Below are 20,296 nucleotides of genomic sequence, written 5' to 3' on the forward strand. Positions count from 1 at the left end.
TAGCGCCAGAGGCTCAGGGCCTCTGGCGGAGCCAGCCCCGCGCCATCGCCAGCCCGTTGCGGATCTCACGCACCTCGTACAGCCCCAGCGCGAATAGCGCCGCTGGGTAGCACGCCAGAAGCCCTGCCCGGAGCGCCACGCGCGGCCACAGGCCCCATGCCTCAGACGGCATCGCTGCGAGCGCTAAGACGGCGGCGATCACGCCAGAGGCGAGCGCCGCGCCCCACGGGTAGCGGATCGGCGCGTGTCGGCGTGCGACGCGCTCGGCGTAGAGCGCCAGTCCCGCGAACGACGCGACCGTAGCGAGGGCCGCGCCCATCGCGCCGAACGGCGGGATCAGCAGTAGGTTGAGGACCGCGTTCCCGACCGCGGCGCCGATGACGCCCTGCGAGATCCGCCGCGTCTCCCCCGCCGCGTACAGCACGTTCACGACGACGAAGTACAGCCCGTAGCCCACGTAGCCCAGGGCGACGGGCAACACGAGGCCGCTGGCGCCGAGGTAAGCCGGCTCGGACGAGAGGATGCGCGTGCCGTCGAACGTGACGAGCGAGAGGCCGAGCGCGGCGAAGCCGCCCAGCGCCGCGAAGTGCCGGAAGACGCGCGGGTGCAGCGTGCTATCGGTCAGCTTGCCATCGGCACCGTAGAGCGTCTTCAGGCCGATTGCGAGGAACGCCAGTTGCAGACTCTGCACGAGCAGCACGTTCAAGATCCCCCCGATCCGCGCCGCCCAGCCGTAGACGGCCAGCGCCTCGTCGCCCGCGATCCAGCCCAGCAGGTAGCGGTCGCCCGCGTTCAGCATCAGCCCACCGAGCCCACCCAGCGCCAGCGGCACGCCGTACACCGCCAGAGGCCGGATGAGCCGCGTGCGGATCCGCCACCCGCCTCTGGCGAGCACGACGGCCACGAGGATGGCCGCTGAAGCGCCCGCCGACATCGCGTAAGCCCGCATCACGCCCTCTAGCCCGAGCCCCTCGGTCCCCAAGAAGTACCACACCGCCGCCACCAGAACCGCCATCTCGACCGCCACGCCCAGCGCGAATACGCCTGCCCGCTCCTTCGCGCGCAGCACGGCATACGGCACCCCGCCGATGACCTTCATCGCGACGTATAGCCCGAGCCACCAGATGATCGCCGGGTTCGCCTGGGGCGCCATCAAGACCGGCGCGAGGACGGGAGCAAGCAGCCCGAACCCCAGCGCGACCAGCGCGGCGACGGCGCCAGAGGCCACGAGTGCCGTCCCGGGCAGCGCCGCGTGGTCGTCGGCGTGCTTGGGGTCGGCGAGAAAGCGCAAGAGGCCGCTGGCGAGGCCCAGCCCGCCCAGCAGCACGCCGATCTGCGCGGTCACTTCCAGTTGGAAGAGCTGGCCGTACTCCGCTTTGGAGAGCAGCGCCGTATCGAGGTAGAGCGGCGCGAGCAGCAGCCCGCCGAGCTTGAGCGCCACGCCCGAAAGCGCGTACAGCCCCGACTGGCGAATCAGCCGCCACCCGCCACCAGAGGCGGTCTGGGCCTCTGGCGCGGCGTCGGCGGAGTCGGGGGCGGGAGCGTCGGGCACGGCCGCGAAGGTACCGGTTGGTGGGAGGGACAGAGCCTCTGGCGCCAGAGGCCCGCGCCGTCTGCACCCTGCATTCGCCCTCGCCCGCGCCGCGAGCCCGCTAGCTTGCCGCATGGACCCACTCCGCCTCCACATCTTCGGCCGCACCGTCGCCGTCCACGCCGGCAGCGGCGTGGCGGGCCGCGTGCTCCGCGACGAGCTCGCGCACTACCCCGCCGCGGCTCCCGATAGCTCGCCCGACCTCACGCTCAGCTTTGACGCCCCGCACCCGCGGCGCGTGATCGCCGCCAACCCGTCGGCGCAGGTGGAGAACGAGGGCGGCTTCACGGCGCGCTTCACGATGGCCGAAGTCGACTACTCGTGGGGCGCCGGGCGGCTCCGCGCGCTCGGCGTGCGCGTCAACCGGCCCGCCAGCGGCCTCTGGCGCCAGGCGCAGCGCGCGGCCGACATGCAGTTTGCGACCCGCGAGGCGCGCGCGGGCATGATCGCGCACGAGCTGGCGCTCGTCCCCGCGATGCTCCTGGATCCCGAGCGGCTGCCCATCCACGCCAGCGGCCTGCAATCACCCGATGGCGGCGTGTTGCTCCTCGGCGGGACCGGTGGCGTGGGCAAGACCTCGCTCTGCCTCGAACTCGGCCGCAGCGCGGGCTACCGTTTCCTCGCCGATGACATCGCGGTTCTCGACGCCAGAGGCCGCGTCTTCCCCAACCTCGCGTACCCGAAGGTCTACGGGTACAACATGGTCGGCCACGACGACCTGCGCGACTCCGTGCTCAAAGGCCGCGGCGCGCTGGACCGTCTGCACTGGCACCTCCACAAAGCGCGAGGCCTGGACAAAGTGCGCCGCCGCGCCGCGCCCGAAACCCTCTACGGCCCCGTCTCCGAGGGCGGGCCTCTGGCGCGCTACGTGATCCTCATGCGCGAGGCGCGCGACGAGATCGCCGTGGACTCTGTCGGCGCCGACGAAGCCGCTGAGCTATCGGTCCGCGTGCTCCAGACTGAGTTCGCGCAGTTCCTGACACACCTTCAGTGGCACGCCTACAACCGTGGCCTCCTCGGCCTGGAGCCCTTCGCGACGCCAGAGGCCACGATCAGCCGCTGGCGCGATGGGCTCGCACAGGCGCTGGGCACGGCGGAGTGCGTCGTCGCACGAATCCCTATCGGCATGGAGCACGGAGCCTTCCGGCGCGAGATGAGCGCGGTGCTAACGGCGTAGGCCTCTGGCGCCAGAAGCCGCCAGACCACCCGTAGGGACACACCGCTGGTGTGTCCTCCGTCCTGAATGCCGCGACATCAGCCGCAGCCCCCCCCGTAGTCGCACGAGACCTACGCTCCGAGACACGGCGGCCTGATGCGCCAGAGGCTATTCCGGCGGCTCCTCCCCCGCTACAATCGCGAGAACGGCCTCCCCGTACTGCTCCAGCTTTGCCGGGCCGATGCCCTTGACGGCCAGCAGGTCGTCGTTGGACTCCGGCATCGCAAGGGCCACGGCACGGAGCGTCTTGTCGTTGAACACGACGTAGGGCGGCACGCCTTTTTCGATGGCGAGGTCGGAGCGCCAGGCGCGGAGCAACTGGAAGACCTCGCCGGCGTCGTCGTCCAACTCGATGTCGTCCGAGCCGCCTCTGGCGCCAGAGGCCGATCCGCCAGAGCCTCTGGCGCCGCGAGTCAGCTTGTCCGCCAGCCCATCGCGACCCACGTCGATGGCCTCGCGATGCGCGAGCGCCTGGCGGCCCAACGGCGCCACGTCCAGAACCTGGAACTGGTTACCGCCCGAGCCCTCCACGCTGACCGTCTTGAGGTAGCCCTTGAGGAGTAGCCCCTTGTAGAGCGCGTCCACGTCGTCCAGGCTCATCATGCCCAGGCGGCCGTAGTACGGGTGCCCCTCGTACTTGTCCATGCCCTTGGCTTTGGAGCCGGCGAGGATCTTGGTCATCGTCTTGCGCCCGACGGGCCACTTGAGTCGCGTCACGGCATCCAGCAGGCCCAGCGCGATGCGCGAGTGCATGGGGATCTGGTCCCACTCCGGGATCTCGTCCGGTGCGTCCTGCATCCGCGATTCCACGGCGCACACGTCGCAGCACTCGGCGCCTTCCACGGACGGTTCTGCCTTGTCGCCGAAGTGCGTCAGCAGCACGCGACGGCGGCACCGGTCGGCCTCGGCGTAGCTGACCACCACGCGGAGCTGGTCGGTTTTGTGCTGCTTGTGCCGGTCACTACCGCCCAACTCGTCTTGCACGCGGGAGCGGTCCCACGCCTGCACGCGCCAGACGCGCGTCGCGCCCTCGTCGTCCAGCCGTTGCGCCAGGCCGCTCCGCTCCAGAATGCTCAGCGCGACGCGCGCGAGGACGGGGTGCACGCCAGAGGCATCGGCGATTTGGTCGGGCTCGGCGCGCGCGATGCCGTTCTCATCCGCGCGGCGGGCGAGCGCGCGGTAGGTCGTGTTCACGTCGGTCTGCTCCGGCGCCTGCTGCTCGATAAACCACTCGCGGAGGCCTCGGTCCTGCGGCGCGTAGAACAAGACGGCGCGAGACGGCTTCCCATCGCGCCCTGCGCGCCCCGCCTCCTGGTAATACGCCTCCAACGTGGACGGAATCGACCAGTGCGCCACAAAGCGTACATCGCCTCGGTCCACGCCCATGCCGAAGGCGTTTGTCGCCACGACGAGATCCAGTTCGCCGCCGATAAACCGGTCCTGCACGAACGCCCGCTCGCGGTCGGGCAACCCGGCGTGGTATGCCTCGCAGGCCAAGCCCATCTCGGCGCGGATGTACTGCGAGAGCTCCTCGGTGTCCTTGCGCGTGGAGGCGTAGACCAGCCCTGCGCCTCTGGCGCCAGAGGCCTCGGCGTCGCTCGCGTACTCGTCCAGCACGTCGAGCAGCGCGCGCCGCTTCTGCGCGCGGCCGGATGTGGAAACGACCTCGAAGAGCAGGTTCGGGCGGTCGAAGCCCGTCACCACCACCTCCGGGTCGCGGAGTTCGAGGTTGGCGCAAATGTCGCGCTGCACGTCGCGCGTGGCCGTGGCTGTCAGCGCCACGCACGGCGGGTTGCCCATCTGGTCCCGCGCGGGGCCGATGTTGCGGTAGTCCGGGCGGAAGTCGTGGCCCCACTGACTCACACAGTGCGCCTCGTCCACGGCCAACCGGGCCACCTTGCACGCGTCTAGCGCGCGCAAAAAGCCCCGCTGCCGCAGCCGCTCCGGAGCCACGTAGATCATGTCCAGCCCGCCTCTGGCGAGGAGGTCCAAGACCGCCTTCTGCTCCTCCATCGTCATCGCGGAGTGGACCGCCGCCGCGGCGATGCCCTTGGCCTGGAGGCCGTCCACCTGGTCCTTCATCAGCGCGATAAGCGGCGAGACGACGACCGTCGTGCCACGCCCCGCCAGCCGGTCCATGACCGCGGCGAGCTGGTAGATAAGGCTTTTGCCCGCTCCCGTCGGCATCACGACCAGGGAGTCCCGGCGCTCCAGGACTGGCGCGAGCGCGCGCTCCTGCCCCGGCCGCAGGCCCACGTGGCCAAAGGTCCGCAGGAGCACGTCGGGAAGATGGGGAGCCGTCTCGTTCATGCCTCACGATACCACGCCACCCTGCGCCATCGGGGCGTCACACCCGTGCGGAAGAGGGGGAGAAAAGGACCACGGAGAGTGTGCATCCGGCCTCTGGCGCCAGAGGCCGCGCCGACCCTACCCCGCCCCATCGCCGGACGGCGGCTCCCGCCTCTGGCGCTTCGCGATGGCATCTTTCGTCCAGTTCTTTTCCAGGTCCTCCTCTTTGCGCATAAATCGGTACACCGGATACAGCAGGATGAACGCTAGGGCGAAGAACCCGACGGTCGTGGCGATGATGACGAAGGTCCAGTTGGTGTCTTCCATGAAAGCGAGGGCGTGGTTGGTGAACCCGCCAGAGGCCGCCGCGTTCTCCAGATATGCCCCAAGCCACTGTCCGTGTTGTCGATGTGTACCCGTACCGGTGGCGCGAGGGCGCGCTGGAGTTCCTGGTTCTGCGCCGCGCGGCGGGCCACGCCTACGCGGGGACGTGGCGCATGGTGGGCGGCAAGATTGACGCGGGCGAGACGGCGTGGCAGGCCGCGATCCGCGAGATGGCCGAGGAAACGTCGCTCGCCGTCCACCGATTCTGGGCCATCCCGAGCGTGAACGCGTTCTACGAATGGCAGCGCGATGTCGTCGCGCTGATTCCTGCGTTCGCCGCAGAGGCCTCTGGCGCGGTCGTGCTGGACGGCGAGCACGACCGCGCGGAATGGCTCCCGCCAGAGGAAGCGGCCGAGCGGCTCGCGTGGCCGGAGCAGCGCCGGCTGCTACGGCTCGCCGCCGCGACCGTGGCCTCTGGCCGGATCGCCCCAGAACTCTTCATCGCCCTCCCAAAAGGCACCCGGTAGGGTTTCCCCTATGTGCGATGTACATTAACCAAAAGAACGTCCCCTACGCGAGAATGAACGATTCGTCCTCGGCTACCCGACTCCATCAGAACGACGGCTTCCAGCTTATCGCACAGGCGTTGCCCGACGCCGTTTTCGTGGTGAACGCCGACGGATTCATCACGTACGTGGGGGACAAAGTGGAGCCCATGTTGGGGCACGCGCCAGAGGACATCCTCGGGAAAGCGTTCCGCGAACTTATCCACGAAGGCGACCGGTCCGGTCTCCCGCACCGGTTCAGCGAGGTGCAGGGCGGCGCGTGGGATGCGCGCTTCCTCAACCCGAACGGGGTGCCGATGTGGACCAACGTGTCGGTTCTCGCGCCGACGGCCAACGGCGTGCTGGATACCGGGGACATGATCGTGCTCGTGCGCGGGATCCGCGAGAACGAGCTTCCGCGAGACCGGACGATGCTGTACCGGCGCGCGCTGGACGCCTCGAACAACCTCATCGTGGTCACCGACCCGTGCTTGCCGGACAACCCCATCGTGTTCGTCAACTCGTTCTTCCTGGAGGCCACGGGCTACGAGCGGGAAGAGATCGTCGGCCAGAACTGCCGCTTTCTGCAAATCGGCCCCGATGGCGTGCGCGACGATTACCAGCCGGGGTTCGATGGAAAGCCAGGCCTCGACGCCTTGCGCGAAGCCATCGCGACGGGGAGCGACATCACGGTCGTGCTGCGGAACTACCGCAAGAGTGGGGAGATGTTCTACAACGAACTCTTCCTCACGGCCGTCCTCGACGAAAACGGCGAGGCCCTCGCGTTCGTGGGGGTGCAGAACGACATCACGGCGCGGATTGAGGCCCAGTCCACGCTGGAAGACCGCGAAAAAGAGCTCGGCGCGTTCTACAACCGCGCGGAGCTCCGCATGGGCATCCTCGAAGTGGACGGCGAGCAACTCGTCCACCGCTCTGCCAACCGGGCCGCCTGCGAGCTGTTCGGCGTAAAGGAAGTGGACGGCGCGACGTCAAAAGACCTCGGGTTCACCGACGCCGAGACCCGCAGGTGGTATGAGCACGTGCGCACCTTCCGTTCCGGCGACGATGTCGCGTTCGAGACGCGCTTCCCGTGGGACGCCTCGTCCGAGGACCCCGGCGCCACGCACTTCCGCGTGCTCATCAGCCCCATCGGGGACGGGCCGCTGTTTGCGTACGTGATGGAGGACCAGACGAGCACCCGCGCGCTGGAAGCCGAACGGCGGCGGCTCTACGCCGCCGTGGAGTCCCTCCGCGACCCGGTGATGATCACGGACGCGACCCTGAACCGCCCTGGTCCGTACGTCCTCTACGTCAACCCGGCTTACACCAGCGTGTTTGGCTACGAGGCCGAAGAGGTGATCGGCAAGACGCCGCGCATCTCCCAAGGGGCCGCCACGGACCACTCGGTCCTCGCGCGCATGCGCCGGAAACTGGAGGCTGGCAAGCCCGCCAGCGGCGAGGTCATCAACTATAAGAAGGACGGAACGCCGTTCCTGCTCCAGTGGGAAGTCGCGGCCGTCAAGGACGAGACCGGCCGCGTGGTTCACTTCGTGGCGACGATGCGCGACGTGACCGACCGCCGGCGTCTGGAGCGCGCCGTTTTGGAAGCGACGGCCCGTGAGCAAGAGCGGATGGCGCGGGACCTCCACGACGGACTCGGGCAGGTTCTCGCCGGCACGCGCTACGCGCTCTCGGCGGTGGCCGGCTCGCTGACGCAAGAGGACCACCGCGAGGCCTCTACCGTACGCGCGGCAGCGGACCAGATCGGGGTGGCGCTGAACCAGGCGCGCACCATCGCGCACGGCCTCCTCCCGACGCATCTGGAGAACAACGACCTACCGACGGCCATCGCCGAGCTCGCGCGTGACGTGAGCCAGGCGTACAGCGTGGTCTGCTCCTTCGAGGGCGGCCTCACCGTAACGCCGGCCTCGCACTCGCACCACCTGTACCGGATCGCGCAAGAGGCCGCCACCAACGCGGTCCGCCACGGCGGCGCGCACCGCATCGATATCCGTTTGGAGGCACTAGAGGCGCACCCCAGCGGTTTCGGCGCGTCTCTGACCATCGTAGACGACGGGTGTGGCATCGACGCCGGCTCGGCTTCTAGCAACGGGCTCGGAATGCGGAGCATGCATTTCCGCGCGCAGTCCATCGGCGGCGAGTTGCGCGTGGAGAGCGCGCCGGGCGAACGCGGCACGCAGATCGTGTGCCTGTTCGACGCGGAGACCTCCCAAACGGCCGGCTCTGCCGACCGCGAGGCCGTGATGGGCATCGACTGAGCGGGAACAGCGGACCGGGAACGGGAATCCACCCTGCACGGCCTCTGGCGCCAGGGGCCGTTCGCCTCTGGCAGCTCGCGTTTACGCCAGAGGCCGCGGCGCTCCGTCTGTCTCCGCTTCCCCCCTCTCCATGATCGTCCTCGTCGTCAACGCCGGTTCCTCGTCCCTCAAGATGGACCTCATCGACAGCGAGAGCGAGGCGACGCTCGCCGGCGGGATGGTGGAGCGGATCGGCGCGGTGACGTCGCTGGCGCGGTTCGCGGTTGCAGGCGAGAAGCCCCGGAAAAAGGCGGTGGAAGCGCCCGACCACGGCGCGGCGCTGGACGTGCTGCTGGGCGCGCTAAAAGACGCGCAGAAGGCGGGCGAGGAGGCCGGCGTCCCGCTCGGGCCTATCGAGGCCGTAGGGCACCGCGTGGTCCACGGCGGCGAGGCCTTTTCCGAGGCCGCCCGCATCGACGACGAGGTGAAGGAGGCCATCCGCGACGCGTTCGACCTCGCGCCGCTCCACAACCCGGCCAACCTCCGCGGCATTGAGGCTGCGGAGTCCCTCTTCCCCGACCTCCCGCAGGTGGCCGTGTTCGACACGGCGTTCCACCAAACGCTCCCGCCCGAGGCCTACCTCTACGCACTCCCCAACCGGCTCTACCGCCGCCACAAGATCCGCCGCTACGGCTTCCACGGGCCCAGCCACCGCTACGTGTCCCGGCGCGCGGCCGAGCTTGCGGGCGTGCCGCCAGAGGCCTCTCGCGTGATCACGCTGCACCTCGGCAACGGGTGCTCGGCGTGCGCGGTCCGCGACGGCCACAGCGTGGACACGAGCATGGGCGCCACGCCGCTCGAAGGCCTGGTGATGGGCACGCGCTGCGGCGACTTAGATCCCAGCCTCGTCTTCGAGCTGGTAGAGTTGGAGGACGCCTCGCTGAGCGAGATCCACGCAATGCTGAACCGCTACAGCGGCCTGCTCGGCCTCAGCGGCTACGCCGCCGACATGCGCGATTTGCTCGCCGAGGCGGCCTCTGGCGACCGCCGCTGCCAGCAGGCGATCGACGTGTTCTGCCACCGTGCAAAAAGCTACGTCGGCCGCTACATGGCGGTTTTGGGCGGGTGCGACGTGCTCGCGTTCACGGCCGGGATCGGCACGTTCGCGGCGCCCATCCGCGAGCAGATCTGCGCCGGGCTCGAAGGCCTCGGCATCGAGATCTCGCCTGAGGCCAACGCCGACGCTAGCGGCAAAGAGGCGCGCATCTCCACCGACGAGTCCCGTACGCAGGTCTGGGTGGTGCCCACGAACGAGGAGCTCGTGATCGCGCAGGACGCCGCCCGGCTCGCGACCGCCGCGCAGCAATCGCCGTACGCTTAAGGCGGGGACTGGGACCTGTCCCCGCTCGGCCTCTGTCGCCAGGGGCCTACACGCCGAACTGCGTGAGGTGGTGGTCGGTGTGCTTATAGAACATCGCGCTCCACTCCTCTGCCGTGATCTTGCCGAAGGAGTGAGACTCCCGGCCTTCGAACGCCGCGGCGCCCTCGCCAGAGGCCCGCGAGATGTAGGCCTTCAGCTTCTGGCGTTCGGTCTCGAAATCGCGCGCGTCGGTGACGAGAAAGGACGGCGCCGTTTTGCCGTTCTTGCGGTACGGCGTCTCGCTGACCACGACCGGCTTGACGAGAAAGCGCATGACCAGCTTCATCGGCCCCCGCGGCTTCGGATGCCGCTGCGCAAACGCCGGGTCGTAGAGCGCGTCGAACGGCTTCGCCGTGTGCGCGAGCATCTGCGCGACGCTCATCACGCCCCACTCGGGCTGGCTCTCGGGCGTCAGGCGGTCGATCCGCGCGAGGAGGCCGCGAGCGACCGAGCGGTCGAAAAAGTTGGGCAGAGGCATGGAAGCGAGGGCAAACGGAAAGGGAGTGTACGGGCACCCAGAGACCCTCTCGCGGTGCGAGCATGAACTCTCCCCGCCGCCTCTGGCGCCTGAGCCCGCAGTCAGACGCGGGGGCGGCTCGTACCATCGGGTATGCGCACCCTTCTCGCCCTGGCGCTCGCCGCCGCTCTCACCGCCTGCTCCGACGCCCCCGCCAGAGGCCCTTCGGGCGACGCCGAGGCCGTCGCGCTCGTCCGCGCTGCCCAGCAGGCGCACGGGTCGGACAACCTGGAAGGCGCCACACTCCATTTCACCTTCCGCGGCGACGCGTTCACGGCGCGGCGCGACGGCGGGCGCTTCCGCTACACCCGCACCACGCGCGACGAGCAGGCACGCGAGGTCGTGGACGTGCTGGACAACAGCGGCCTCTCGCGGACCGTGGGCGGCGAGGCGGTGCGTCTGGCGCCAGAGGAGATCGGGCCGATCACGACGGCGGTCAACTCCGTCGTCTACTTCGCGACGCTGCCCGCCGCGCTCAGCGACGCCGCGGTGCAAGCGCGGAGCCTGGGCCGGGACTCGGTCGCGGGCGAGCCGTACGACCGCCTGGAGGTCACCTTCGCGCAAGAGGGCGGCGGGAATGACTGGGAGGACCGGTACCTTTACTGGCTCCACCCCGAGCGGCGCACGCTGGACTACATCGCGTACTCCTACCGCGTCGCGCCCGGCGCCTCTGGCGCCAACGACACCGGCCACCGCTTCCGCCGCGTGATCGGCACGGCAGACGCCGGCGGCTTCCGCGTGCAGGACTACGCCAACCTCACCGCCGACTCGCTGTCGGCCCTGGAGGAATACCCCGCCGCGCTCGCCAGAGGCGTCACGCGCGAGGTCTCCGAGGTGCGGACCGAACAGGCACGCCTGGAGCGCTAGCGGCTCGCGCCAAGAACGGGGCAGCCTCTGGCGCCAGAGGTGAGACCGGTGTCTGCATGGGTTCTGGATATCCGCTGGCGAGACTGGGGTCTCCCCTGCGTCCTGTGGCGCGCAGGACCCACCGCTCGCCGCCGGCCCCTCCCGGGAGGCGTATCGTACTCCTGCCCTCCAGCCCGCCGATGCCCACCACCCTGCTCGTCGCCGAAGACGAAGCCTCGATCCGGGACCTCCTCCGAGACTTTTTCGAGGGGCAGGGATACGCCGTCGTAACGGCGACCGACGGGCAAGAGGCGCTGGCCGCGGCCCGCGAGGCCGCCCCCGACCTCGTCCTGCTCGACGTGATGATGCCGTGGATGGACGGCTTCGAGGTGATCCGCCAACTGCGGCGCGACGGCGAGACGCCGGTCATCCTCCTCACGGCCCGGGCGGGCGAGGCCGACAAGGTGGAAGGGCTCGGCCTCGGCGCGGACGACTACGTGACCAAGCCGTTCAGCTTCCACGAGGTCGCCGCGCGCGTCGAGGCCGTGCTCCGGCGCGCTCGGCGGGGCGCCGACGTGCTCCGGGGCGGCGACATCGTCCTCGATACAGGCGCGCACCGGACCTCCGCCAGAGGCCAGGCCGTCGACCTCACGCGTGCGGAGCAGACCGTTCTCCGCGCGCTGATGGAGGCCTCGGGCCGGGTCCTTTCCCGCGCCGACCTGCTCGACGTTCTCGGCCTCGAACACGGCTCCGAGCGGACCGTCGACTCGCACGTCCGCAACCTCCGCGCAAAGGTCGAGGCCGACCCCGGCGCGCCGACCCACGTCGAGACCGTGTTCGGCGTCGGGTACCGCTTCGGGCCCCCGGTCCGGTCGTGATGCGCGGGCTCCGGTCGCTCCGCACCCGGTGGACGCTTGCCCTGATGGCGGTGTGCGTGCTCGAAGCCGCGCTGGTCGCCGTCGCCGTCCGGGTGTCCACGTCGCGGGCCTTTGGCCGCTTTGTCGTGGAGGAGTCCTTCGAGGTGTTCGTGGCCGATGTGGAGTCGGCAGTGCAGCGCACGGGCGACCTGAACGCTGCGCTGTCCACGCTCGGCACCCGGCCGGCCTCTGGCGCAGAGGCGCCGCGCGCGGAGTCGCCAGACGGCTCGCTCTCGCCAGAGGCGCCTCTGGCAGGCGCCCGGCGCCCGGACAGGCCCCGTGGGGAGGGCGCCCCTCCGGCACGGCCCGGCGCGCGCCCCCGAGGCGGCGGCATGCGCCCCCCGGACCTCGGCCGGAGCATCGCCTTCGGGCTGGCCGACGCCGAGGGCCGCGTGGTTCGCCCGTTCGACGGGTACGCCTCTGGCGACGCCCTCGCGCTGGAGACCCTCGCCAGAGGCCGCGCGGTCATCGTCGGCGGCGAGCAGGTCGGGACGGCCTTTGTGCCGAGCGGCGCGGCGGCGGGCCTCGCGGACTTCCCCGAAACCAGCCCCGAGGCGCGCTTTGTCCGCTCCTCCACCACCGCGCTGGTCGTGGCGCTCGGCGTCGCGCTCGCGGTCGCGCTGGGGGTCGGCGTGTGGCTCACTGGGCGTACCGTGCGCCCGCTCCGCCGGCTGACCGACGCCGCGCGCGGGATCGCGAGCGGCGAGCTCGGGCGGTCGGTCCAGGTTTCGCGCGACGACGAGGTCGGCGCGCTGGGGGAGGCCTTTAACACCATGAGCGCGCGCCTGGCGGAGTCGACGGCGCTCCGCCAGAGGATGACCTCGGACGTCTCGCACGACCTCCGGACGCCGGTCACGGCCGTGCTCGGCACGCTGGAACTCATCGAGAGCGGGGCGCTGGCGCCCACCCCGGAGCGCATCCGCACGGCCCGCCTCCAGGCCGAGCGGCTGGCCCGCCTGATCGAGAGCTTCCACACGCTCGCCATCGCCGATGCCGGCGAGCTCCCGGTTCACCCCACGCGCGTGCCTCTGGCGGAGGCGTTGCGCCACGCCGCTCTCGCCTTCGAGGCCCAGACCGACGCGGCCGAGGTCGAGATCGCCGTCGAGGCCGACGCCCCCGACGTCCGCGCCGACCCCGACCGCCTCGCGCAGATCCTCGCCAACCTGATCTCGAACGCGCTCCGACACACGCCGCCCGGAGGGCGAGTCACCCTCTCGGCGCGAGAGGCGGCCTCTGGCGTGGAGATCGCCGTGCGCGACACGGGGCGCGGCATCCCGGCCGGCGTGCTGCCCCACATATTCGAGCGCTCGGTCCGGGCCGACGGGTCGCGGTCCGGCGAGGGCGCCGGGCTAGGGCTCAGCATCGTCCGCTCGCTGACCGACGCAATGGGGGGCGCCGTGGGCGCCGCAAGCGCGCCAGAGGCCGGGACCACGGTGACGGTCACGCTGCCGGTATGGGACGGCTCTCCGGACTCGGTCTAGACAGCTCCGGCGCAGGCTTAAACCGTCGACCAAAACCCGAGGTGGAGCCATCGCGAGGAGCCCGTTCGGCTGCGCTCGGGGCAGGCTCTGCGACGTGGCGCTCTCGTGATTCCGCGCTCGGGTGCACGAGATCGCCGCGCTTCGCTCGCGATGACACCGGTTTGGGCGTACTCGCCTCACGCCGCTGACGTGTGACTGCCTCTGGCGCCAGAGGCTGGGACGCCAGAGGACTGAGCGGTTCGAGGCATCAGGAGGGGCGCAGGCGAGGCGTAAAGGGCCTCTGGCATGCACAGGATCTGGACATCGGCTCCCGAGACTGGTGAGACATCCCCACCTCTCCCGCTATGCACCCGTTCGTCCGCTGGGCTCTCCCGGCCCTCCTCGTCACCCTCGCCGCCTGCGACAGCACCTCCAGCGGAGGCGCCTCTAGCGACGCGTCCATCGCGCTCGCGTCGCTTACGTGCGACGTCGACGGCGTCAACGCCGCGCCGTTCACCGTCGCCGACGCCCTCGCCGAGAACGCGGCCGACCACGAGGCCACAGGCGACTACGATTACGACGCGGCAGCGGCAACCACGATCGCCCTGAGCGGCACGTCGGCCACCGTTACCGGGGGCGGCGCGAGCGCCAGCGGCGGCGTCGTCACCGTGGCCGAGCCCGGCACCTACGTCGTAAGCGGGACGCTCTCCGACGGCCAGATCGTCGTCGATTCGCCCGCTAACGGGACCGTCAAGCTCGTCCTCGCGGGCGCGAGCATCACCCACCTGTCCGACTCCGCCATTCGCGTGGATGAGGGCGACAAAACAGTCCTCATCCTCGCCGCCGGCACGGTCAACACCGTCGCCGATGGCGCGGTCTACGCCGACGCGGTCGAGCAGAACGCGGCCCTCTGGAGCGACGACGACCTCTCTATCGGCGGATCGGGCACGCTCGTGGTCACGGCCAGCTTCGAGGACGGCATCGCGAGCAAGGACGGCCTCGTGATCGCGGGCGGCACGATCACCGTGACCGCGCCCGACGAGGGCATCCGCGGCAAGGACTACCTCGTCGTCCGCGACGGCACGCTAGACGTGACCGCCGGCGGCGACGGCCTGAAGTCCGACGAGGACGGCGACGCCCAGCTCGGCTACCTCCACATCGCCGGCGGGACCCTCGCGGTCGACGCCTCTGGCGACGCCGTCACGGCCGAGACCGACGCGCTCGTCAGCGGCGGCACCCTCACGCTCCGCTCCGGGGGCGGCGCGGGCGTCGCGCCCGGCGACGCCTCCACCAAGGGCCTCAAGGCCGGCGCGCTCCTCGTCGTCGACAGCGGCGCGCTCACGGTCAACGCGAGCGACGACGGGTTCCACTCCGACGGCGACGTCGTCGTCAACGGCGGGACCATCGAGATCGCGACCGCCGACGACGCCGTCCACGCCGACCTCGACCTCACCGTCAACGGCGGCACGATCAACGTGACGCAGAGCTACGAGGGGCTCGAATCCGTGCTCGGGGACCTGACCATCAACGGCGGGACCATCGACGTGGTGGCGAGCGACGATGGCTTCAACCTCTCCGGCGACGGCGACGACGAGCCCGGCGTCGAGTCCGAGGGCGACCCGTACGACATGGTCTTCAACGCCGGCCGGGTCACCATCACGTCGGGCAACGACGGCATCGACTCCAACGGCTCCATCGTGATGACCGGCGGGTGCCTCGCCATCAGCGGCCCCGTTCCGGGCACGCGGCCGGAGCAGGGCGCGATCGACTACAACGGTGACTTCGAGATCACCGGCGGCGTGCTCGTCGCCGCAGGCGCGGCAGGCCGGATGGCGCAGACGCCGGGCACGGCCTCGACGCAGCCCACGCTTGCCGTCACGTTCTCATCGCCGCAGGCGGCCGGGACCGTCGTCGCGCTCGATGGCGGCAGCGCGCTGGCGGTGGCGCCGGGCAAGACGTTCCAGTCGCTCGTGGTCTCGGCGCCGTGGCTCTCCACCGGCGGCGAGGTCTCGCTTTACCGGGGCGGAAGCGTCTCGGGCAGCGCCACCCCGGTCCTGTTCGATGGCGGGGCGGTAAACGGCGCGACGCTGCTCGAAACCGTCACGCTCTCCTCCATCATCACGGCCGTCACGTCCTGAGCCGCACGGCCCGTCCGAGTCCGCGCCCGCCTTATGAGAGGCGGGCGCGGCGCGTGTAGGCCTCTGGCGCCAGAGGCGCACGACGGTCAGCGCACGACGGTCAGCGCACGACGGTCAGCGTCCGGCTCTGCGCGCCTGCGCCCGTCACCAGCCGCGCGATGTAGACGCCCGCGGGCAGCGCGCCGGTCGCGAACCGAACCTCGTGCGCGCCCGGCGCCAGAGGCCCATCGAGCAACACGGCTACCTCGCGGCCGAGCGCGTCGAACACGGCAAGGCGCGTCTCGCCAGAGGCATCGAAGCGGAGCGTCGTCGCGTCTCTGGCGGGGTTAGGTGTGGCGCGGAGGGTGGTGCCAGAGGCTGCGGATGGGCGCTCGGTGGGCGTACCCTGAGCGAGTTCGTACGCTGCGACGGTGCTATTGGGCATTCCACCTGCTGCCCTGAAGTCGCCCCCGAGGTAGAGCCGGCTGTCTGCGAGTGCCAGCGTGTAGACGGAGCCACCTACATTGCCCAGCGTCTCCCAGCCCGTCTCGCCATGGATAAAGAGGTGGTCACGTGGGCGGGGTGGATACACCTCAGATGAAGCGCCAACTACGACCCGTCCGTCAGGCAATAAGGCGATGGAGCGAGGCAAAATTTCCATCGGTCCGGCGTCCGCCCATACACTCCCGGACCATTTCGCGAGGTGCCGGGCCGGTGTGACAGGACGGTTGGGCTGAGCGAATGTCTCGAAGTCTCCTCCCACATACAGCGCGCCATCGAGTCCGAGCGTCATGGCGGTGATGGTCGAGGTAGAGTATGGCCCATCCGCCTCAGGCCCACCGATCCACGCCCACTCCGTCCCAGTCCAGTGTGCGAGACCGTTAACGACGAGCGTCAACCCATTGGACTGCCGAACGGTTTGAAATCCACCGCTGACGTACGCGCCACCGTTACCGTCCGCTACGATCTCGTTCACAACCCCGACGGTTCCTCGACCCAGGACCTCCCAGGTGTGCCCGTCAGACATCTTGATGGCTCCGACGTACTCCGACTGGGCTTCGCTGTAGATCGAGCCACCGACGTAGAGCGTTCCATTTCCATACGCAAGCGTCAGCGGGTAGCCCTGAGGCAGAGGTGTACTCAGGGCTTGCCACGCCGTCCCGTCCCATAACGCGATCCGGTCTACATCGATCATGGACCCGTCAGGCTGAATAGCAGACGTGAACGTCCCGGCGACATAGAACTGCGGGAGCCCCCCATCGCATCCTGCAGAGGCGATGGCCTCCACAGTCCCGATCGCGTCCTGATTCCAGCCGATAGAGCGCAGTCCTCCCCCGAAGGCGCGCCACTCCCCTTGTGACCACAGCGCGACGCTGTGCACAAACGCGTCCCCTGCGCCTTCAAACCCGCCCACTACAATGACGCCTTCACCGCACGGCGACGCGACGATCTGGTGGGCGATGGAATACACGTCGTCACGGACTCTCCAACCGATCGCGTCTTGCCCACTATAGGCGCTGAGTGAGTTCCACCCGCTGGGTCCGAGTTGCGCTATTCCAGATGACCTGGCGACGCGGCCATCGTGGGACTGAGCGCCGACGAACTCGCCACCTGCTACCAGCCCGTTCGCGCTTCGTGCGAGAACGTACACACCCCCACCAGAGGCGCTCTCGCTGCTACCTAGAGGCAGAACATCACCGATGCGCTCCCAAGATCCGCCCCTCCATCGAATGATGCCTCCCGATACGACCGGTGTGTTCCCGCTCTGAATGCCCGCCTTAAAGAAGCCACCGAACACAGCGGAGCCGTCTGCATCGATGAGGATATCCCTCACGCTTGCACTGAGACCGCTCCCAAGAGTGTGCCATGTGGACCCATCCCAACGCGCGGCGTTTTGGAACCCGTCCCCGAGCTCGCTCCAGTTAAAAAACCCGCCCGCGTATAGATCGTCTCCCGCCCACGCTAGCGCGGCAGGCACGTCGCTTCCACCGTTGCTCTGCAGAGGCGTCCACGAGGTCCCATTCCACAGGAGCACGCCCGAGAAAAATCCCTGAGCGTCTGAATGCTGCACGCTGCTGATGCTGAAGGCGATGCGCCCATCGGGATGGACGGCAACTGCAGATCCAGAACTCGTGTACCCGGAGGCGGATCGGAAACCAAAGTCCACCCACTCGGACCCGGTCCACTTGACGAGACCATACGCCGAAACGGATGTACCTGAAGGCTGAACCACGCTCCTGAATGTTCCTGCAACGAGGATGCTTCCGTCGGGGGCCTCGGTGAGTTTGCCCCCAAACCCTGGGGAGTTGCCGATGCGGAGCCCTCCACCGACAGCGTGCCATCGTCCGTTGGCCCACCGCACGACGCCAGAGGCCGAGACGGCCGCACCGTTGCTCTGGTACGCCTCCTGGAACGACCCCGCCACGTACAGTGACCCATCCGAGGCGAGGAGGATATCTGACACCGAGACCATGTCCACCGATGACGCGCCCAGGCCTCGTCCCAACGGCGACCACCGAGAGCCATCCCAATGCGCGAGGCTTTGCACCTCCACTCCGTCGACGGATGCAAACCGCCCCCCGACAAAGAATCCTCCTGCCGCATCGGGCTCAACGGCGTACACAGCCTCGCCGTACCCCGCAATCCCTGGGTAAGAGAACACGCCTGACCAGCGGTCCTCCTGGCCTCTGACGGGGAGCGCGGCGAGCAGTACGAGAGCGAATAGAGAGGCGCGTAGGGTCATAACCGCCGGGGGAAAGGGGGCGACAGAGAGAGAGCAAAAGCGGCCGAAGAAACGTCATCCCCTGACGCCGTCAAATCACAATCACTGGGCGCGCGTCATTTCACAGTCCCGACGCCAGAGGCCGTCTTCGCCCGGTCCTCCACGCGGCCTCTGGCGCGGCGCGGTAGCTTGGCGGAAACGCTTCCGATCCGCCCCTCTACGCCCATGTCTCGCTCCCTCAAAGGCCGCTCGTCCCTCCGCATTGCCTCCGGGCAGGGTTTCTGGGGCGACTTGCAGCGCGCGCCCATCGACCAAGCCCGCAACGGCCCCATCGACGTGCTCGTCATGGACTACCTCGCCGAGGTGACCATGTCCATCATGCAGAAGCAGAAGCTGCGCAACCCCGAGATGGGCTACGCGCGGGACTTTGTCGAGGTCTGCACCGAGCTCGCGCCCGACATCATGGAGAAGGGCTTCAAGATCATCTCCAACGCCGGCGGCGTGAACCCCGTCGCCTGCGCCGAGGCCATCGTCGAGGGCGCCCGTGCGCGCAGCGCGGGTGGCCTGAAGGTGGCCGTCGTTACGGGCGACGACCTGCTGGACCAGTTGGACGCGCTCCTCGCGGACGGCGTCGAGCTCAAGCACATGGAGACCGGCCAGCCTCTGGCGGAGGTGCGGGACCAGATCGTGAGCGCGAACGCCTACCTCGGCGCCGGCCCCATCGTGGAGGCGCTGGAGATGGGCGCCGACATCATCGTGACCGGCCGCACGACCGACACGGGCCTGACCCTCGCGCCCATGATGCACGCCTTTGGATGGGAGGCCGGCGACTGGGACAAGATGGCCGCCGGGACCGTCGCCGGGCACATCTTGGAGTGCGGCGCGCAGTCCTCTGGCGGCAACTTCACCGACTGGCAGACCGTCCCGGACATGGCCGGCATCGGCTTCCCCATTGTGGAGGCGCAGCCCGACGGCACGTTTACGGTCACCAAGCACGAGGGGACCGGCGGCGTCGTCAACCGCGGGACGGTGAGCGAGCAGCTCCTCTACGAGATCGGCGATCCCAAGGACTACATCACGCCGGACGTGATCGCGGACTTTACGAGCATCCACCTGGAGGACGAGGGCGGCGACCGCGTGCGCGTCCACGGCATCGAAGGCCTCGCGGACACGCCGTTCCTCAAGGTCTCCGGCGCCTACGCCGACGGCTGGAAGTCCACCAGCACGCTCGTCTACGCCTGGCCCGACGCCGCCCAAAAGGCCCGCGCCGCCGCCGAGATCCTCCGCCAGAGGCTGGACAACCTCGGCCTGCAGTTCGACGAGTACCGCGCCGAGATCCTCGGCCTTTCGGCGCTTTCCGAGGTGGACGACATCGACGCGCCAGAGGACCTCGACGAGGTGCAGCTCCGCGTCTCGGTCCGCGGCCAGGACAAGGCCGCCATCGAGCAGTTCGGCCGCGAGATCGCACCGCTGATCCTGACCGGCCCGAGCGCGGTCACGGGCTTCGCCGGAGGCCGCCCGCGCCCCAGCGAGGTGATCGCCTACTGGCCCGCGCTGATCCCGAAAGACCGCGTCCAGACGGAGGTGCGGATCCTGGAGGTGTAGACCGTACTGCGTAGTCCGTACGGTGTAAGGGAGTTCTCTGTTGGACCTGTGCTCGCCTCTGGCGCCGGGGTGATGCGGGGTGATGCGTGATTCGTACTGCGTAAAGGGACGGCGGCAGCGCGGGCCTCTGGCGCTGGAGGCGGCACGCGATGCGTAGCTCCGTGAGGGGTGAGAAACCGGTCGCTACGTCCCCTACCGATACCCGCCCACCGCCACGCCCAGCTCCCTTGGCGCCGCGTCCACCGCCAGAGGCTAAGAGCGCCTACCCAAGCCTCACTGGTGTCATCGCGAGGAGCGCAGCGACGCGGCGATCTCGCCGCTCAGCGCTCGTCATCACGAGATTGCTTCGCTGGCGCTCGCAATGACAACCGGTTTGGGTAAGGCGTCGAAGCTCATCTCGACTGGAAACGCCCTACTCGCCACTCCCTACTGCCCCTCCCCACCGTGCCCCTCTCCCCCGCCGACGCCC

Annotated in this window: 14 protein-coding genes; 9 read left to right on the plus strand and 5 right to left on the minus strand. The window is 69.4% G+C overall.

Features of this window, described 5'->3' with window-relative positions; all coding sequences use genetic code 11:
* Positions 1-13: 13 nt before the first annotated feature.
* On the minus strand, positions 14-1,552 hold the full coding sequence (locus tag BSZ36_RS11600; RefSeq protein WP_179271159.1) for an oligosaccharide flippase family protein: 1,539 nt from the start codon (positions 1,550-1,552) through the stop codon (positions 14-16).
* Positions 1,553-1,664: 112 nt separating this feature from the next.
* Here BSZ36_RS11600 and BSZ36_RS11605 point away from each other — a divergent pair, with 112 nt between their 5' ends.
* Complete coding sequence (locus BSZ36_RS11605) at positions 1,665-2,768, plus strand: hypothetical protein (RefSeq protein ID WP_143536876.1); 1,104 nt, start codon at positions 1,665-1,667, stop codon at positions 2,766-2,768.
* A 147-nt stretch (positions 2,769-2,915) separates the two neighbouring features.
* Here the strand turns inward: BSZ36_RS11605 and BSZ36_RS11610 are convergent, their stop codons facing one another.
* Positions 2,916-5,117 (minus strand): RecQ family ATP-dependent DNA helicase, encoded by a 2,202-nt coding sequence (locus BSZ36_RS11610; RefSeq protein WP_094549107.1) that lies wholly within the window; start codon positions 5,115-5,117, stop codon positions 2,916-2,918.
* A 117-nt stretch (positions 5,118-5,234) separates the two neighbouring features.
* The gene (locus BSZ36_RS11615) at positions 5,235-5,423 is read right to left on the minus strand and encodes a hypothetical protein (protein ID WP_094549109.1); all 189 of its coding nucleotides are present in this window, start codon (positions 5,421-5,423) and stop codon (positions 5,235-5,237) included.
* 53 nt (positions 5,424-5,476) lie between these two features.
* Between BSZ36_RS11615 and BSZ36_RS11620 the strand changes: the two genes are divergently transcribed.
* From BSZ36_RS11620 to BSZ36_RS11630, 3 genes are all read left to right on the plus strand, one after another.
* Positions 5,477-5,947, plus strand: coding sequence for an NUDIX hydrolase (locus BSZ36_RS11620; protein WP_094549111.1), 471 nt, complete (start codon positions 5,477-5,479; stop codon positions 5,945-5,947).
* 53 nt (positions 5,948-6,000) lie between these two features.
* The gene (locus tag BSZ36_RS11625; protein ID WP_179271160.1) at positions 6,001-8,244 is read left to right on the plus strand and encodes a PAS domain-containing protein; all 2,244 of its coding nucleotides are present in this window, start codon (positions 6,001-6,003) and stop codon (positions 8,242-8,244) included.
* A 130-nt stretch (positions 8,245-8,374) separates the two neighbouring features.
* On the plus strand, positions 8,375-9,604 hold the full coding sequence (locus BSZ36_RS11630; protein ID WP_094549116.1) for an acetate/propionate family kinase: 1,230 nt from the start codon (positions 8,375-8,377) through the stop codon (positions 9,602-9,604).
* Between the two features lie 46 nt (positions 9,605-9,650).
* Here the strand turns inward: BSZ36_RS11630 and BSZ36_RS11635 are convergent, their stop codons facing one another.
* Entirely contained in the window at positions 9,651-10,121 is a 471-nt protein-coding gene (locus BSZ36_RS11635; protein ID WP_094549118.1) for a DinB family protein, read from the minus strand.
* A gap of 132 nt (positions 10,122-10,253) precedes the next feature.
* Here BSZ36_RS11635 and BSZ36_RS11640 point away from each other — a divergent pair, with 132 nt between their 5' ends.
* From BSZ36_RS11640 to BSZ36_RS11655, 4 genes are all read left to right on the plus strand, one after another.
* Entirely contained in the window at positions 10,254-11,027 is a 774-nt protein-coding gene (locus BSZ36_RS11640) for a DUF6503 family protein (RefSeq protein ID WP_094549120.1), read from the plus strand.
* Positions 11,028-11,206: 179 nt separating this feature from the next.
* Positions 11,207-11,884 (plus strand): response regulator transcription factor, encoded by a 678-nt coding sequence (locus tag BSZ36_RS11645; protein WP_094549122.1) that lies wholly within the window; start codon positions 11,207-11,209, stop codon positions 11,882-11,884.
* Complete coding sequence (locus BSZ36_RS11650; RefSeq protein WP_094549124.1) at positions 11,884-13,404, plus strand: sensor histidine kinase; 1,521 nt, start codon at positions 11,884-11,886, stop codon at positions 13,402-13,404. The genes BSZ36_RS11645 and BSZ36_RS11650 overlap by 1 nt, the downstream gene beginning before the upstream one ends.
* 344 nt (positions 13,405-13,748) lie before the next feature.
* Positions 13,749-15,521 (plus strand): carbohydrate-binding domain-containing protein, encoded by a 1,773-nt coding sequence (locus BSZ36_RS11655; protein WP_094549126.1) that lies wholly within the window; start codon positions 13,749-13,751, stop codon positions 15,519-15,521.
* Positions 15,522-15,621: 100 nt separating this feature from the next.
* Here BSZ36_RS11655 and BSZ36_RS19000 read toward each other — a convergent pair whose 3' ends face one another.
* Positions 15,622-18,243, minus strand: coding sequence for a T9SS type A sorting domain-containing protein (locus BSZ36_RS19000; protein ID WP_143536878.1), 2,622 nt, complete (start codon positions 18,241-18,243; stop codon positions 15,622-15,624).
* A 204-nt stretch (positions 18,244-18,447) separates the two neighbouring features.
* On the opposite strand from BSZ36_RS19000, the gene BSZ36_RS11665 reads away from it, so the two are divergent.
* Positions 18,448-19,827: an acyclic terpene utilization AtuA family protein gene (locus BSZ36_RS11665; protein WP_094549130.1), complete on the plus strand. Its 1,380-nt coding sequence runs from the start codon at positions 18,448-18,450 to the stop codon at positions 19,825-19,827.
* The last annotated feature ends 469 nt before the right edge of the window (positions 19,828-20,296 follow it).

The sequence above is a fragment of the Rubricoccus marinus genome, from assembly GCF_002257665.1.
Lineage (GTDB): Bacteria > Bacteroidota > Rhodothermia > Rhodothermales > Rubricoccaceae > Rubricoccus > Rubricoccus marinus.